4 protein-coding genes are annotated in these 16,958 nt (G+C 67.3%); all 4 read left to right on the forward strand.

All coding sequences use genetic code 11. From position 1 onward, the window contains the following. Positions 1-42 precede the first annotated feature (42 nt). The 4 genes from gspE (at position 43) to JFU57_RS22005 (ending at position 16,861) form a co-directional block, all read left to right on the forward strand. Positions 43-1,461 carry a type II secretion system ATPase GspE gene (gspE, locus tag JFU57_RS21990; protein ID WP_201130763.1) on the forward strand — a complete coding sequence of 473 codons (1,419 nt, stop codon included), beginning with the start codon at positions 43-45 and terminating at the stop codon, positions 1,459-1,461. Continuing rightward, a complete protein-coding gene (gspF, locus tag JFU57_RS21995) occupies positions 1,461-2,672 on the forward strand; it encodes a type II secretion system inner membrane protein GspF (protein WP_201130764.1) in 1,212 nt (403 codons plus the stop codon). The genes gspE and gspF overlap by 1 nt, the downstream gene beginning before the upstream one ends. Positions 2,673-3,078: 406 nt before the next feature. Next, positions 3,079-4,296, forward strand: coding sequence for a substrate-binding domain-containing protein (locus tag JFU57_RS22000; protein WP_201130765.1), 1,218 nt, complete (start codon positions 3,079-3,081; stop codon positions 4,294-4,296). A gap of 187 nt (positions 4,297-4,483) precedes the next feature. Next, positions 4,484-16,861: a filamentous hemagglutinin family protein gene (locus tag JFU57_RS22005; protein ID WP_201130766.1), complete on the forward strand. Its 12,378-nt coding sequence runs from the start codon at positions 4,484-4,486 to the stop codon at positions 16,859-16,861. The last annotated feature ends 97 nt before the right edge of the window (positions 16,862-16,958 follow it).

Here is a 16,958-nt window from a genome sequence, read left to right on the forward strand (position 1 = left end):
CAACAACGGATCTGCCCCCGATCTAAATCCCGCGGAGCCCACATGACCCAACTCCCCTACGCCTGGGCCAAATCCCACCGCATCCTCCTGCGCCAAAGCGAGGCGGGCGCCATACTCCTGGTCTGCCCCTCAACCCCCGGCTGGTCAATCAACGAAGCCCAACGCCAATTCGGCCCCAGCCCCATCGAACACATCCGCGATGACGAACTCGATGGCCTGCTGGCCAGCGCCTACGCCGACACCGGCAGCGCCGCCGCCGTGGTGGGCGCCGCCGAAAACGAAGTCGATCTCGATCGCCTCATGCAAGACATCCCGGAAATCACCGACCTGCTCGACACCCAGGACGGCGCCCCGGTGATCCGCATGATCAACGCCTTGCTGACCCAGGCCGCCCGCGACGAAGCCAGCGACATTCACATCGAGCCCTACGAAACCCATTCCGTGGTGCGCTACCGCGTCGATGGCACCCTGCGCGATGTCGTGTCGCCGCGCAAAGCCCTGCACGGCGCCCTGGTCTCACGGATCAAGATCATGGCCCAACTCGACATCGCCGAAAAACGCCTGCCCCAGGACGGCCGCATCGCCCTGCGCGTGGCCGGGCGCCCCATCGATATCCGCGTCTCCACCGTGCCAACCGGCCATGGCGAACGGGTGGTGATGCGCCTGCTGGACAAACAGGCCGGGCGCCTGCAACTGGAAACCCTGGGCATGGACCCTGAGGTGCTGGCCCGACTCGACAGCCTGATCCGCCAGCCCCACGGCATCGTGCTGGTCACCGGCCCCACCGGCAGCGGCAAAACCACCAGCCTGTATGCCGCTCTGGCCCGGCTCGACGCCAGCACCAGCAATATCCTCACCGTCGAGGATCCGGTGGAATACGACCTGCCCGGTATCAGCCAGATCCAGGTCAACGCCAAGATCGACATGACCTTCGCCCTGGCCCTGCGGGCCATCCTGCGCCAGGACCCGGACATCATCATGATCGGCGAAATCCGCGACCTGGAGACCGCGCAGATAGCAGTGCAAGCCTCGCTGACCGGGCACTTGGTGCTGGCAACCTTGCACACCAACGATGCCGTGTCGGCCGTCAATCGCCTGATCGACATGGGGGTCGAACCTTTTCTTCTCGCCTCATCAATGCTCGGAGTCCTCGCCCAGCGTCTGGTGCGCCGTCTGTGCTCGCAGTGCAAGGAAGAAGACCCGACGGCCCCCGGCACCTGGCGCCCACAAGGGTGCGCCGCGTGCAATCACACTGGCTACAGCGGCCGCACCGGAATCCATGAGTTGTTCTGCATCGACGACGATATTCGCACCCTGATTCACCAGGGCGCTGGCGAGCAGGCCCTCAGGGCCGCTGCTCGTAAAGCCGGCATGCTGAGCATGCGCGAGGATGGCGAGCGCTGGGTGCGCAGCGGTGCCACCGCGCCGGAAGAAATCCTTCGCGTAACCCGGGACGCCTGATGAATCGCTATCGCTACGAAGCCGCCGACGCCAGCGGCAAGATCGAGTCCGGGCACCTGGAGGCCGACAGCCAGAGTGCGGCGTTTACCAACCTGCGTGGTCGTGGCCTGACGGCGCTAATGGTGCAACTGGACAGCCATCAGGGAACCAATGGGGCAGGGGGCCTGTTCAGCGCCAAGCTTTCAGACAACGACCTGGCCTGGGCCACCCGCCAATTGGCCAGCCTGCTGGGAGCCAGTCTGCCCCTGGAAGCCGCGCTCAGCGCCACGGTGGAGCAGGCCGAGCGCAAACATATCGCCCAGACCCTGAGCGCGGTGCGCGCCGACGTGCGCAGTGGCATGCGCCTGGCCGAAGCCCTGGCGGCGCGGCCCCGGGACTTTCCGGAGATTTACCGGGCGCTGATTGCCGCAGGGGAGGAGTCCGGCGACCTGGCCCAGGTCATGGAGCGTTTGGCGGACTACATCGAAGAGCGCAACAACCTGCGGGGCAAGATTCTCACCGCCTTTATCTACCCCGGGGTGGTGGGGCTGGTGTCGATCGGCATCGTGATTTTCCTGCTCAGCTACGTGGTGCCCCAGGTGGTCAGCGCGTTTTCCCAGGCGCGCCAGGACCTGCCGGGCCTGACCCTGGCCATGCTCAACGCCAGTGACTTTATTCGCAGTTGGGGCTGGTTGTGTTTCAGCCTGTTGGCAGGCGGTTTCTGGGCGTGGCGCCTGTACCTGCGCAACCCCGTCGCACGCCTGAGCTGGCACAGCCGGATCCTGCGCCTGCCGCTGATCGGGCGTTTTGTGCTGGGCCTGAATACCGCCCGTTTTGCCTCGACCCTGGCGATTCTCGGCGGCGCCGGGGTGCCGTTGCTCAGGGCCCTGGAAGCCGCTCGGCAAACCCTGTCCAACGACCGCCTGAGCCTGAGCGTCAGCGATGCCACGGCCAAGGTGCGTGAGGGCGTCAATCTGGCGGCGGCGTTGCGGGTGGAAAAGGTCTTTCCGCCGGTGCTGATCCACCTGATCGCCAGCGGAGAAAAGACCGGCGCCTTGCCGCCGATGCTGGAGCGCGCGGCGCAGACCCTGTCGCGGGATATCGAACGCCGGGCCATGGGCATGACCGCGTTGCTGGAGCCGCTGATGATCGTGGTCATGGGCGCGGTGGTGCTGGTGATCGTCATGGCGATCCTGCTGCCGATCATCGAGATCAACCAACTGGTGACCTGAGTAAGGTCACCCGGTTTTTATCTGCGGCATGGGGTCAGGCCCGAAAATTTTTCACTGCTGTGCCAGCGCTCCCGACTTCGGGCAGGCGGGTTCTCGGGTTCGTTGTTCTGTCATGTGTCGGGCCCGGCTTCAACAGCGCTGCCGGCTCCCGCCGAGGCCCGCTGAACTCTCGCGCTCACCTGCCTGGCGTGCCCCCGCAAAACCCTGCTGAACACCCGAGAATCCCGGGCAAAAACCCGCGGTTCCTCCCGAGGTTTTTTCCTTTATCTGTCACCGGAAGCTGCGAACTTCTCTACCCATGGCCTCACCCCTCAAGCCCTCTGGATCAAGGCTGCGGACCGGAGCGCCATGGCGTCATGCAAGAGCCATCTACCCCACGTACGAACACGATGAAAGGAGCTTCTTCATGTTTAAGCGCAACGTTCTCGCAGCATCCCTGACCCTCGCGGCCCTGTGCTCGGCCCAGGCTGCACTGGCAGACATCAACGGCGGCGGTGCAACCCTGCCACAACCGCTGTACCAGACTGCGGGCGTACTGACCGCCGGTTTCGCGCCCTACATCGGCGTCGGCAGCGGCAACGGCAAATCGGCCTTCCTGAACAACGACTACACCAAGTTCGTGGCCGGCACCACTGGCAAGAACGTGCACTGGGCGGGCAGCGATTCCAAGCTCTCCGAGGCTGAACTGAGCGGCTACGTGACGGCTCACAACACCGCCTGGGGTCCGTTGATCCAGGTGCCTTCGGTGGCCACTTCGGTTGCCATTCCTTTCCGCAAAAGCGGCGCCAACGCCGTTGACCTGAGCGTCAACGAACTGTGCGGTGTGTTCTCTGGTCGTGTGAACAAGTGGGATCAGATCACCGGCTCCGGTCGTACTGGCCCGATCACTGTGGTCTACCGCAGCGAGAGCAGCGGCACCACCGAGCTGTTCACCCGTTTCCTCAACGCCAAGTGCGCTGAAACCGGCGCCTTCGCCGTCACCACGACCTTCGCCAACAGTTACTCGGGCGGCCTGCCAGCCGGTGCTGTGGCCGCTGCCGGTAGCCAGGGCGTGATGACTGCGCTGAACGACACCACCGTTGCTGAGGGTCGTATCACTTACATGAGCCCGGATTTCGCCGCCACCACCCTGGCCGGTCTGGACGACGCCACCAAAGTGGCCCGCGTGGGCAAAGATGTGGCGAAAAACATCGTCGGCCTGTCGCCTGCACCGGCCAACGTCTCGGCCGCAATCAACGCCGTAGCCGTACCGGCCACGACTGATCGTGCCAACCCGAACGCCTGGGTTCCGGTCTTCACTTCCCAGGCTCAGATCGACCTCAACCCAACTGACCCGAGCCTCAAGCTCTACCCAACCACCGGCTACCCGATCCTGGGCTTCACCAACCTGATCTTCAGCCAGTGCTACTTCAACCAGGATCAAAGCAACCAGGTGCGTGATTTCTTCACTCGCCACTACGGTGCCGCAGCGGCCACCAACAACGACGCCGCCATCACCGCCAACCGTTTCGTACCGCTGCCAACTGCCTGGAAAGCCGCTGTACGCAGCAGCTTCCTGACCGCCACCAGCGATCAGAGCATCGGCAAAAGCAACATCTGCAACGGCATCGGTCGTCCGCTGTAACCCTCGCTTCACTGTCGCGCAATACCCGATCAGCAACGGCCCAGGCCGTTGCTGATTTTTTGCTTGGGGCGCCCTGAGGCCTCAAAGATGAATTTTCCATGACAAGCGTTCGGTCGCAGCCCGCGCCAACGGCCTATTGCCTGAAGCGTCGTGCTCCCGTGGGCGTCATAACAAAGGATGAGTCGTAATGGTTCGCTGCAAACCACCGGTCAAACCCCAAGCCCAAGGCCACGATGGCCAGGCGATCCTGCGGCTCAAGCCCCTGGCCCATGCCATCGCCTTGCTGCTGATGGCCGGCAGTGCCCATGGCGCCACGGCGTTCAGTTCCGGTTGGTTTGCCGCCAAGGGCGCGTCCCAGGCGGCCACGGCCGCGCGCACCGGGGGTCAGGTGCCGGGCATGCCGCCGCCGTTGTCCCAGCAGACCCGGGCCAACCAGCAGTTGCAGCGTTCCCTGAGCAACCTCAACACCAGCGTCGCGGCCATTGCCGCCCAGCAAGCGGCCCAGGCGGCCGGGCGCCAGGCCGCGTTCGGCCGGGTGACCACGGTGCCCGACGGCCTCGGCGAAGGCGGGCTCAAGGTCGACAACAGCCTGACCCAGGGCTGGACCAACGCCAAAGGCCCGGTGCAGACCCAGGCCGGCGGCCAGACCACGGTGACCATCGAGCAGACCGCCGACAAGGCGATCCTCAACTGGGAGACCTTCAACGTCGGGCGCAACACCACGGTCGACTTCCAGCAGCAGTCGAGCTGGGCCGTGCTCAACCGGGTCAACGACCCCAATGCCCGGCCCAGCGAGATCCAGGGCCAGATCAAGGGCGCGGGCACGGTGATGATCATGAACCGCAACGGGGTGATCTTCAGTGGCAGCAGCCAGGTCAACGTGCGCAACCTGGTGGCCGCGGCCGCCAGCATCAGCGATGACCAGTTCACCCAGCACGGACTGTACGTGGACACCAACGGCACCCTGCCGACCTTTACCGATGCCGCCGGCAAGGTCGAGGTGCAGCGCGGGGCGCTGATCCAGACCCACAGCCCGGCGACGTCCACCGACGCCGGTGGCTACGCCTTGCTGCTGGGTTCGGAAGTGGAGAACGCCGGCACCCTGATCACCGCCAAGGGCCAGACCACCCTCGCGGCCGGTGACAGTTTTTACATCCGGCGTGGCGTGGGCACCAGCGGCAACCAGCATTCCACCACCCGGGGCAACGAAGTGGCGACCAGCCTCAACCCCGGCAGCAGTGCCGGCAAGGTCACCAACACCGGCCTGATCATGGCGTCCACCGGCGATATCACCCTGACCGGGCACCAGGTGCAGCAAAACGGCGTGGCCCTGGCCAGCACCTCGGTGGACACCCGCGGCACGATTCACTTGCTCAATTCGGCCAGCGACAGCACGGGCAGCGTGACCCTGGGGCAGGGCAGCACCACCGCGATCCTGCTCGACAGCAGTGGCAGCAGTGCCCTGGACAGCCAGCGCAACAATGGCCTGATCAACCTCGACGGCACCCCGACCAACCTGATCACTGGCCAGTTCAATAACCTCAGCAGCATCAGCGACCGCACCGATCAGTCCCGGATCGAAATCGTCAGCGGTGGCCATGTGGATTTCCAGAGCGGCTCCATCACCCTGGCCACCGGCGGCCAGGTGGCGGTGACGGCGGGCCAGCGCAGCCTGGTGCGCGACGGCGCAACTATCGATGTGTCCGGCGCCGTCGGGGTCAAGGTGGCGATGGAGTCCAACACCATCAAGATCAACGTCCAGGGCAACGAGCAGCGCGACTCGGCGGGCAACCGCGATAACGGCCAACTGATCAACAATGATGTCTGGGTCGACCTGCGGGAGCTGGTGTTCGTCCCGGCCGGCACCAACGGCTACGCCACCGACCGCTGGTACACCGCCGGCGGCCTGCTGGAGGTGGGCGGCTACCTCGGCACCCAGGGCCATACAGTCGGTGAGTGGATGGCCCAGGGCGGCACCCTGACCTTTACCGGCAAGGACGTGCTGACCCAGTCCGGTGCCCAGTTGAACCTCTCCGGCGGCACCGTCGACGTGCAAGGCGGGTATATCCAGCAAAGCTGGCTCAAGGGTCCCAACGGCCAGCTGTACGAACTGTCGCGGGCACCGGGGGACATTCTCTACACCGGGCTCTACAAGGGGTATGAAGACATCAGCACGCGCTGGAACCGCAACGACTACTACTACAACCCGCTGATCGCCCAGCAACGGCGCTACGAGGCCGGCTACACCATCGGCCGCGACGCCGGCAAGCTGGTGATCGGCACCCGCAACGCCGTGCTCGAAGGCCAGTTGATCAGCGACGTATTCAAGGGCGAGCGCCAGACCCAGGCGCCCAACGTCAACCTCGACGGCTACCAGCAATCCCACAAGGCCGCTGCCCAGCGGGCGCAGTTGATCATTGGCAACTACACGCCGATCTACAACAAGGCCAGCGGCACCCTGCGCTACGCCCTGAGCCCGAGCGTGGACCAGGTGCTGATCGAGGCCAACACGCAGAAGATCGCCGACGGCCTGGACCTCACCAGCGCCTTGCCGGCCGATCGCCAAGGGCAGTTGGTGCTGGACAGCGACCAGCTCAACGGCTTCCAGCTGGGGGCGATCAAGGTCGGTGCGCGGCAGCAGATCCAGGTCAACAGTGGGCTGAAGGTGGCCGACGGCGGCGATATCACCCTGTTCGGACCCCAGGTCCAGATCAACGCCGACCTCACCGCCCATGGCGGCCGGATCAATGCCGGCAACGTCTTGAACCAGGTGGATGTAAACCGTGGTTTTGTGCTCGGTGACGTGATCCTCGCACCTATCGGCGCTGCCCAGCCCCGGGTCGATGTGGCGACCGGGGTCAAGCTCGATGTCTCCGGGCGCTGGACCAACCTCGCCCTTGATCCGCAGGCCAGCGAGGGGCTGGCCTTTATCAACGGCGGCAAGCTGTCGCTGCGCAGCAGCGGCGACCTGAACCTGGCCAGCGGCACCCGGCTGGATGTCACGTCCGGTGCGAGCATCGGTTACGACGGCAAGACCAGTGGCGGCAAGGGCGGTGATCTGACCCTGGCGGCCGATGGCTCGCTGGACCTTGGCAGCGAGCTGCTCGGCTACGGGGTCAACGGCGGCGGCACCCTGGCGCTGCAGGCGCACAAGGTGCTGATCGGCGACACCGGCGCCGCGCCTGTGGCCGGCACCCTGCAACTGGCCGGGGACTTCTTCGACAAGGGCTTTTCCGCCTACGACATCACCGGCAATGAAGGCCTGATTGTCGCCGACGGCGCCCGGGTCGACGTCAACCAGCCGCTGTACCGCCTGACCGCCGAGGCCAGCACCCGCCCCACCGGCAGCGCGCCGGCCAGCGTGCTGCAAAGCTGGCTGCCGGCGCTGTACCAGCAGGACCCGGCCAAAGGTGTGCTGACTCAGCGCCGTGGTGCCAGCCTGACCCTGAGCGCCGGCACGCAATACGCCACCGCCGCCCAGTTGGCGACCACCGCCCTGAGCGTTGGCCAGGGTGCGGTGATCACGGTCGACCCGGGGCAGGCGATCAACCTGCGCAGCGTCGGCCAGTTGACCGTCAACGGCACCCTCAATGCCTGGGGTGGCCGCGTCAGCCTCGGCGGCCTGACGACGGCCAGTGGCGAGGCGGCCAACGCCACCGGCCACGGGCGCTCGATCTGGGTCGGCGAGCAGGCGCTGATCGATGTCGCGGCCCGGGCGGTGAGCGCGGTGGACAACCGTGGCCGCAGTTACGGGCAGGTGCGCAATGGCGGCACGATTGCCATCGGCGGCGAGATCGACCTGGCCACCGGCATCGCCAAGGCCAGCGATCTGTTCGTGGTGGTGCGCGAAGGCGCGCGGCTGGAGGCTTCCGGCGCCCAGGCGGCCCTGGATATACCGGGGCAGGGCCGGGTGCAGGTGGCCAGCAATGGCGGCAGCATCAGCTTCGCCTCCAACAACGGCCTGTACCTGGACGGCAGCTTTGCGGCCCGGGCCGGAGGCGCCGGCGCGGCGGGCGGCAGCCTGTCCCTGGCCCTGGAAAGCCCGTACTACATCAAGAATGCGCTGACCGACCGGGTGCTCAAACCCCGGGAACTGGTGCTCGGCCAGGTGCACCAACCGAGCACGCTGCCGGCGACCGCCGAAGACGCGGCCGCCAGCCTGGAGTACGGCCATGGCCGCCTCGGGGTGGACCAGGTCAGCGCCGGTGGTTTCGACAATCTGGCGCTGCTGAGCAACGGTCTGCTCAGTTTCGATGGCGATGTCTCGCTGCATATGGGCCAGAGCCTGCGCCTGTACAGCAGCGCCCTGAACCTCAGCGAGACCGCCGCGGCCCACTCGCGGGTCGAGTTGTCGGCGCCCTACCTGTTGCTGGCCGGGATCCTCGCGCCACTGGAAGCCAAGGATCAGTATGAGCATCCGGTGCTCGGCGGAACGCCGTCACAGCGGCCGACCCAGGCGCAGTTCAGCGCCAGTGGCAACCTGATCGACGTGCGCGGCAGTGTGGTGTTCGGCAGCCTGGGCAGCCTGCGCCAGGCCAATGGCAGCCAGCAGGTTGTCGAGCGCCGTGGCTTCGATGATGTGCAACTGACCAGCCAGGGCGACCTGCGCTTCCTCGCCGGTGCCGGCGCCGATGTGATCGCCAAGGGCATCAGCACCCAGTTGCTGACCCACGGCGACATGACCCTGCGGGCGGCGCAACTGTACCCGGCCACCGAAGTCGGGGCCCGAGTGCTGGCTGGTTACGTGGGGGCCGGCAATGGCCTGCTGCTGAACTTCGACCCCGCACGGACCCTGACCATCGGCCGCAGCGGCAATGCCGAGCTGGCCGTGCCTTATTCGGCCTTCGGCCGCCTGCAATTGGGCGCGGCAACCATCAAGCAGGGCGGGGTGCTGCGTGCGCCCCTGGGCCTGATCGAAATCGGCAACCTGGGGGCGACCCGGGTCGAGTTGCTGCCCGGCAGCGTGACCTCGGTCAGCGGCAAGGGCCTGGTGCTGCCTTATGGCGGCACGGTCGACGGCCAGCTCTACAAGTACAACGGCAAGAATGTGACCTTCCTTGGCCAGGGAGCGCTGGTGAATGAGAACAGCGACCTGAGCGTGGGGGTGATCCTCGGCGGCCAGTCGGTGAAGGTGCTGCCCGAGGCCACGGTGGATCTGTCTGGCGGTGGTGAGTTGCTGGGGGCCGGGTTTATCTCCGGGCGTGGCGGTTCCACCGATGCCCGCTACAGCCCGTTGGTGCAGATTGGCGCCAATGGCGGCTTTGTCCTGCCGGGCCTGGGCACCAACCCGATCTACGCGATCGTGCCCGGGGTGCAGCCGGGCTATGCGCCGGTGGCGGCGGAAGGTGGGGCGGTGGACCCGATGATCGGCCAGCAGATCAGCATCGGCGCCGGAGTGCCGGGCCTGGCGGCAGGCACCTACACCTTGATGCCGTCGACCTACGCCCTGATGCCGGGGGCGTTCCGGATCGAGATCAACGGCCTGGCCGGGCTCGGCAGCGAAGGCACGGCGCAACAGCTGCGCAATGGCTCCTGGTCAACCGCCGGGCGCCTGTCCGTGGCCCATACCGGGATCGGCAACAGTGTGGCCAGCCAGGTGATCCTGACCCCGGCCGAGACCTTGCGTCGTTACTCCCAATACAACGAAACCGGTTATGCGCAGTTCGCCCTGGCCGACGCGGCCAAGCTCGGGGTGCCGCGGCCGCTGTTGCCGGTGGATGCCAAGACCCTGAAGCTGGCCCTGTACGCGGGCGCCGGGGCCGAGGCGTTTTCCTTCGAGGGCATTGGCCGCTTCGAGGCGGCTGCCGGTGGCTACGGTGGCACGGTGGCGGTGCTGAATTCGGGTTTTGGCGGTATTGAAGTGGTGAAAGCCGGCAACGCCGCCAGCAGCGGCTTCGGCGGCGTGACCCTGGATGACCGGAGCCTGAACGCATTGGGCGCGGCGCGCCTGATGCTCGGTGGCCTGACCCTGGTCAAGTACGGTCAGGGCGGCAACTACATCACCCTGGCGAGTGGCACCAACGCCATGTCGGGCTCGATCACCTTGCGCCAGGGCGCGAGCCTGGCCGCGCCCGAGGTGTTTCTGGTGGCGGGCAACGGCCAGATCGTCCTCGAACAAGGCGCGTCGATCAACAGCATCGGCCGCGGCCGGGCCAGCTACGACGCCCGGGATGGGTTTATCTACCAGATGAGCAACCTGCTGGCGGTGTCCAACGGCCTGCTCAACGTCATCGGCCAGACCCAGGCCGGCGGCCAGGTCAGCGGCGGCATCCAGGTCGGCGCTTGCACCAACGCCCCGTGCAGCGGGCAGACCGCGCTGTATTCCGAGGGCAGTATCGTCGCCCTGACCGACAACACCTTCGAGCTGGGAGACCAGGTGCGCTACGGCACCCGGCACCTCAACCTGGGCCTGAGCAGCGTCAACGTCGGTAGCCCCGAGGCCCTGGCTGCGGCCGCGGCCAGTGGTCGCCTGCCGACCGGCATGACCCTCAACCAGCAGTTGCTGGACCGCTTGCTGCGCGGCGACACCCAGTTCGGCGCGCCGGCCCTGGAGACCCTGCAACTCTCGGCCCGGGACAGCTTCAACTTCTACGGCAGCACGGCCCTGGACACCTATGACCCACTGACCGGCAAGTCGCTGCTGAGCAACCTGCTGCTGTCGAGCCCGGCCATCTACGGCTCGGGCAGCGCCAGCGACGTGGCGAGCATTCACACCGCCAACCTGATCTGGCAGGGCACGGATACGCCTGCCGGCGCGGTGGTGGCCGGTGGCGCCGGCACGGGCAGCGGGCGCCTGGATATCCAGGCCGAGCGCATTGAGTTCGGTTATGGCGCCTTCGCCCAGCCCAGCACGATCAAGAGCTTCGATCGCCTGGCCCTGGGCTTTGGCAGCGTCAACCTGAGTGCCAGCGAGCGCATCACCGCCAACCACAAGGGCAGCCTGGCGGTCTACCAAAGCCAGGGTGCCTATGAAACCGGCAAGGGCTTCCAGTACAGCGGCGGCAACCTGAATATCCTCACGCCGTTGCTGACCGGTGCCGCCGGTTCGGTGAATCGCATCACCGCCGGGGGCGCGATTGATGTGGCGGCAACGGGCGTTACCCCGGGCACGGCTGACGGCCAGGGCGCCGAGCTGGCGTTGCAGGGCGACAGCATTCGCCTGGCCAGCGCCGTGGTGCTGCCCAGCGGCAAGGTGACCCTGGGCGCGCGGGGCGATGTGCTGCTGACCGACGCCGCGCTGATCGATGTGGCCGGGCGCGCCGTCGCTTTCAACGACCTGACCAAATATGGCTGGGGCGGCGATGTGCTGCTGCAGAGCCGCGCCGGTAACGTGCTGCAGGCGGCGGGTTCGACCATTGACCTGTCGGCCAGGAACAACCAGGCCGGCAAGCTGCAAGCCATCGCCCTGGACCCGGGCGCGGGTGGCGTCGACCTGCAAGGACGGATCCTCGCCGGCAGCAGCGGCTATTACGATGCCGGTGGCAGCCTGATGCCGTACGCGGCGGGCGGCGTCGAGATCCAGGCCCAGCACCTGGGGGCCGGCGCGAGCCTCGACCAGCAGTTCGCCGCGCTCAACCAGCGGCTGAACGAAGGCCAGGTGTTTGGCGCCCGCAGTTTCCAGCTCAAGCAGGGTGACCTGACCATCGGCAATGGCCTCAAGGCCGGCAGCATCAGCGTCTCCCTGGACAACGGCAGCCTGCGGGTCAACGGCCTGGTGGACGCCAGCGGCGAACGGGTCGGCAGCATCAACCTGGCGGCCAGGAACGGCCTGACCCTGGACGGCAGCGCAGTGCTCGACGCCCATGGCAGCCGGCTGCGGGTCGACAGCTACGGCAAGATCATCGACTCGCCCAACCGCGCCACGGTGGTGCTCAGCTCCGGCCAGGGCCAGTTGACCCTGGCCGACGGCGTGCGTATCGACCTGCGCCATGGCACCGAGGTTGCGCTCGGCACGGCCCCCGGCGCCAACGACGGTCGCAGCCGCGGCACCCTGGAGCTGAATGCGCCACGGCTGATCAAGCCCGATCAGAGCAGCGACGACATTGCCATCGACGCCCATGGCCAGCTGGATATCCAGGGTGCACGCTCGATTGCGGTCAACGGCATGATCAGCTACGACGATGCCCGGGAAGGCACCGATACCAGCGCCAGTGGCCGCCCATACCAGGTGATCGATGAGGATTACCTGAAGCAGAAACATGCGCTGAGCGTGCTGTTTATCAACGCGGCGAAGAACAACAGCGACCTGATGCAGAACAAACTCGCCGGCCTGAACAATGCCACCTACGCCGATGCCTTCCATTTGCGCCCGGGGGTGGAGATCGTCAGCAAGACCGCCGACGGCGACCTGGTGGTGCAGGGCGATATCGACCTGTCGCAGTTTCGCTACGCTAGCGTCAACCCGCACACCGAGCAGACCCAGGTGTACGGCTCCGGTGAGGTGGGCAGCCTGACCTTGCGCGCCGGTGGCGACCTGAACATCTACGGCAGCATCAACGACGGCTTTGCGCCGCCACCGCCCACCGACGATGACACGGGCTGGATTCTGCGGGCCGGCCTCGACTTCACCGGCGGCGACATCGTGGTGCCGGGCACGGGCGTGACCCTGGCCGACGGCACGCTGTTCCCCGGCGGCAGCACCCTGAACTACGACCTGCCGATCCGCGGCCTGATGCTGCCGGCCGGCAGCCGCCTGCCGGTCGCCGCGACCCTGGCCCAGGAGCTGTTCCTGCCGGCGGGTACGGTGCTGGCGGCGGCGGTGCGCGATGCCGACGGCAAGGTGCTGTTCACCGCCGGCTCCTTGCTCGGCCACGACCAGACCCTGGCCGTGGGCAGTGTGCTGGACGCCGGCACCTTGCTGGTCGGCAACACCCGGGTCGGGGCCATGACCTGGCCCAAGGGCGTGCCTCTGCCAGGCCAGGCCGGGAGCCGGGCGGTGGTCACCCTCGATGGCAGCCGGCTGCTGCCGCGCGGGGCGCTGATCCCGTCCGGCACCGACATCAAGCTGCCGGCCGGGGTCGAGTCGGTGCAGTTGCGGCCCGAGGTGGCCGGGCGCCAGGGCAAGCTGTGGGCCATCGCGCCGATGCTGGCCGAGGGTTCCCAGTCCTGGTCGCTGCGCCTGGTGGCGGGTGCCGATACCCAGGCCGCCGACAGCCGTCTGCTGCAAACCCAGGCTCGGGCCGGCGATCTGCATCTGGCGGACAGTCACTACGGGATGTACGGCCAGCCGGAGTTTGTCTGGACCGAAGAGGGTTCGCTGGACTTCTTTGGCGACGACAGCATGGTGGGGCTGCCGATCGATTTCGTCGAACTGCAATACCCGGGGCTTTGCGACGATACGCCCAGTTATTGCCAGGTAGGCAGTGGCTATACCCTGGTCGCCAGCAGCACCCGCCCCAGCGTGGTGCGTACCGGTGCCGCCGACCTGGAGCTGCTGGCGGCGGGCAACCTGAGCATGGATTCGCTGTTCGGCGTCTACACCGCCGGCACTTCCTCGACCCCGACCTCTGCCAGCGACCCCTACAACCTGGCGCGCTCAGGCAGCGGCGGCAAGGTCCTGAAGAACCTCGCCGGCGGCTATGAAGCCCTGGTCGACGGCGGCACCCAGAGCCTGTACCGCGCCTGGTACCCGGAAGGCGGCGGCAACCTGCGGATCAAGGCCGGCGGCGACCTGAGCGGCAATATCGTCGACCTCCCGAGCCAGAGCCCCAACGGTCGCCCGGTGGGGTCGGACATGGGCCATGACTCGAGCAATGTCGGCAACTGGCTCTGGCGCCAGGGCAACGACGCCGGTGCCGGCCAGGCGCGGGACACGGCCTGGTGGATCAACTTCGGGACCTACACCGCCAACAGCGTGTCCGGTGCCGACCAGATGGTCGGTTTTACCGGCTTCGGCACCCTGGGCGGTGGCAACCTGGAGGTTGAGGTCGGTGGCGATGCCGGGGTGCTCGCACCGCTGGCGGCGGCGGATTTCGCCGGCTACGCCAACCGCCGCAGCCAGGGCCTGATCCTGGCCGTCGGCAGCACCGGGCGCCTGGCGGCCGATGGCAGTCGGCAAGTGACCGGTGGCGGCGACCTGAACCTGCGGGTGGGCGGTGCCCTGAACCCTTATCGCCAGTACGGGGCCGGTGCGTTCAACGGCGCGCTGGTGGACCTGCGCGGCCATGTGCAAGTGAGCGGCAGCGCCCTGGGCAGCCTGGAGCTGCATTACGGCGCCCGGGCGGTGGACCAGAGCTCCAGCGAAATCCGCGCCTTCGACTTCCAGCGCGCGACCCTGGCGGCCGCCTCGGGCGGTCTGACCCTGGTGCCGGGGGACGCCACGTTCAACCTGTCGACCCGTGGCGACCTGGTGCTGCAGACCGTGGCCGACCCGGGTCGGGCGACCCTGGTCAATGGCTGGAGTTATCAGAGCCCCGCTGGCACCTGGGGCGTCGGCCAGAGCTGGTTCACCCTGTGGACCGAGCGCACGGCGGTCGATCTGTTTTCCGCCGGGGGCAACCTCACGCCCATGAACGACGGCAGCCCCACCGATATGGCGACGGTGTACCCGGCCACCCTGAGGGCGGTCGCTGCCAGCGGCAGCCTGTATTACGGGCACTCCAGGCAGTTTTCGGCAGGCGCGAACAACGTCCCGGCGGCCCTGGTACTGGCGCCGTCGCTCATTGGCCAACTGCAGTTGCTGGCCGGCGACTCGATCTACGGCGGGGACCTGACGGTGAGCCGCTCCAGCGCCGCCGCCCGGGTCCTGGCCACCCCGCAGCACCCGGCCTATATCGTGACCACAGACAACCTCACGGGCGCGCCCATCGTCGGCCGCGGCAATCTGCCCAGTGACGGCAACCGGGCCCGTGGCGGGACCTTTCCGTTGTTTGCCTTCGGCCCCAACAGTGCTTCCACCGAGTGGGGCAGCGCCGCCGAACCGGCACGCTTCTATGCCATCAATGGCGACTTGATGGGGGTCAGCAGCGGCCGGGCGATCACCATGACCTCCACCACCGACTCGCGCTTCGGGCAAACCTTCTACGAGGGCGGTGGGCCGGTACGGATGCTGGCCGGGCGCGATATCGTCAGCAGCGGCACGCCCATGAACGGCAGCACTGGCGGCGACTTCAACTTCGGTGCCTATACCCTGGTGGGCAACCTGTTTATCCATAACGACCCGACCGATATCTCCATCGCCAGTGCCGGGCGCGACATCCTCTACAGCAACTTCAGGGTCGCCGGCCCTGGCACCCTGGAGCTGACGGCGGGGCGCACTATCCTGATGGAGGACAAGGTCAGCGTCATCAGCCTCGGCGGCGTGGCACCCGGTGACAGCCGCCCCGGGTCGAGCATTGTGATGCAGGCCGGCGTCGGTCCCAACGGTCCGGACTACCAGCGCTTCGTGCAGGCCTACCTCGCCCCGGCCAACCTGGCCCAGCCCGGGGAAAGCCTGGGCGCCGGCAAGGTGGCCAAGACCTATGAGGGCGAGTTGCAGGCCTGGCTGGCCGGGCGCTTCGGTTTTGTCGGCGACAGCACCCAGGCCCGGGCCTATTACGCGGCGCTGCCGGCGGAGCAGCAGCGGGTGTTTGCCCGCGAGGTATATTTCGCCGAACTCAAGGCCGGCGGGCGCGAGTACACCCAGGAAGGCGGCCTGCGCCAGGGCAGCTATGCCCGTGGACGTACGGCGATTGCGGCGTTGTTCCCGCAGACCGATGTGGCCGGCAACCCCATCCGCTACCAGGGCGATATCACCCTGTTCGGCGGCGCCGGGGTGCACACCGATTTTGGTGGCTCGATCCAGATGCTGACCCCCGGCGGCAACCAGACCTTCGGCATCGAAGGCGCGGCGCCACCGGCCTCGGCCGGGGTCATCACCCAGGGCGCGGGGGATATCCAGCTGTATTCCCTGGGCAGCATCCTGCTCGGCCAGAGCCGGATCATGACCACCTTTGGCGGCTCGATCATGGGCTGGTCGGCGGCCGGCGACATCAACGCCGGGCGCGGTTCCAAGACCACCGTGGTCTATACGCCGCCCAAGCGGGTGTACGACACCTGGGGCAACGTCGGCCTGTCGCCGTCGGTGCCGAGCACCGGGGCTGGGATCGCCACCCTCAACCCGATCCCGGAAGTCGCGGCCGGCGACATCGACCTGATCGCGCCCCTGGGCACCATCGATGCCGGCGAGGCGGGGATCCGCGTGTCGGGCAATATCAACATCGCCGCGCTGCGGGTGGTCAATGCGGCCAACATCCAGACCCAGGGCAAGTCGTCCGGGGTACCGGTGTCGGCGGCGGTCAATACCGGGGCCATGAGCTCGGCCAGTTCGGCGGGCGCTGCGGCTTCCCAGGCTGCTGAAGACGCTGCGCGCAACCAGCAGGCGGCGGCGAAACAGGGGCGGGCGTCGATCGTTACCGTCGAGGTCCTGGGCTTTGGCTCCGAACCGCTGCAACGCGGTCGCGAAGACGCCAGCCGCGCCCCGGGCTACAACCCCGACAGCCCGGTGCAAGTGCTGGGCGCCGGGCCCTTGAGCGACCAGGCACGGGCGCGCCTGACCGATGAGGAACGTGGGCAGCTGACGTTATAGGGTTGTTCTCGTAGCACGTTCGGGGGCGATCGCTGATCGCCCCTTTTTTTTGCCGGTCGCCGCGCCACGACCTATGCCGCGCCGCGTACGCAACCGC

The organism is Pseudomonas sp. TH07 (genome assembly GCF_016651285.1).
GTDB lineage: Bacteria > Pseudomonadota > Gammaproteobacteria > Pseudomonadales > Pseudomonadaceae > Aquipseudomonas.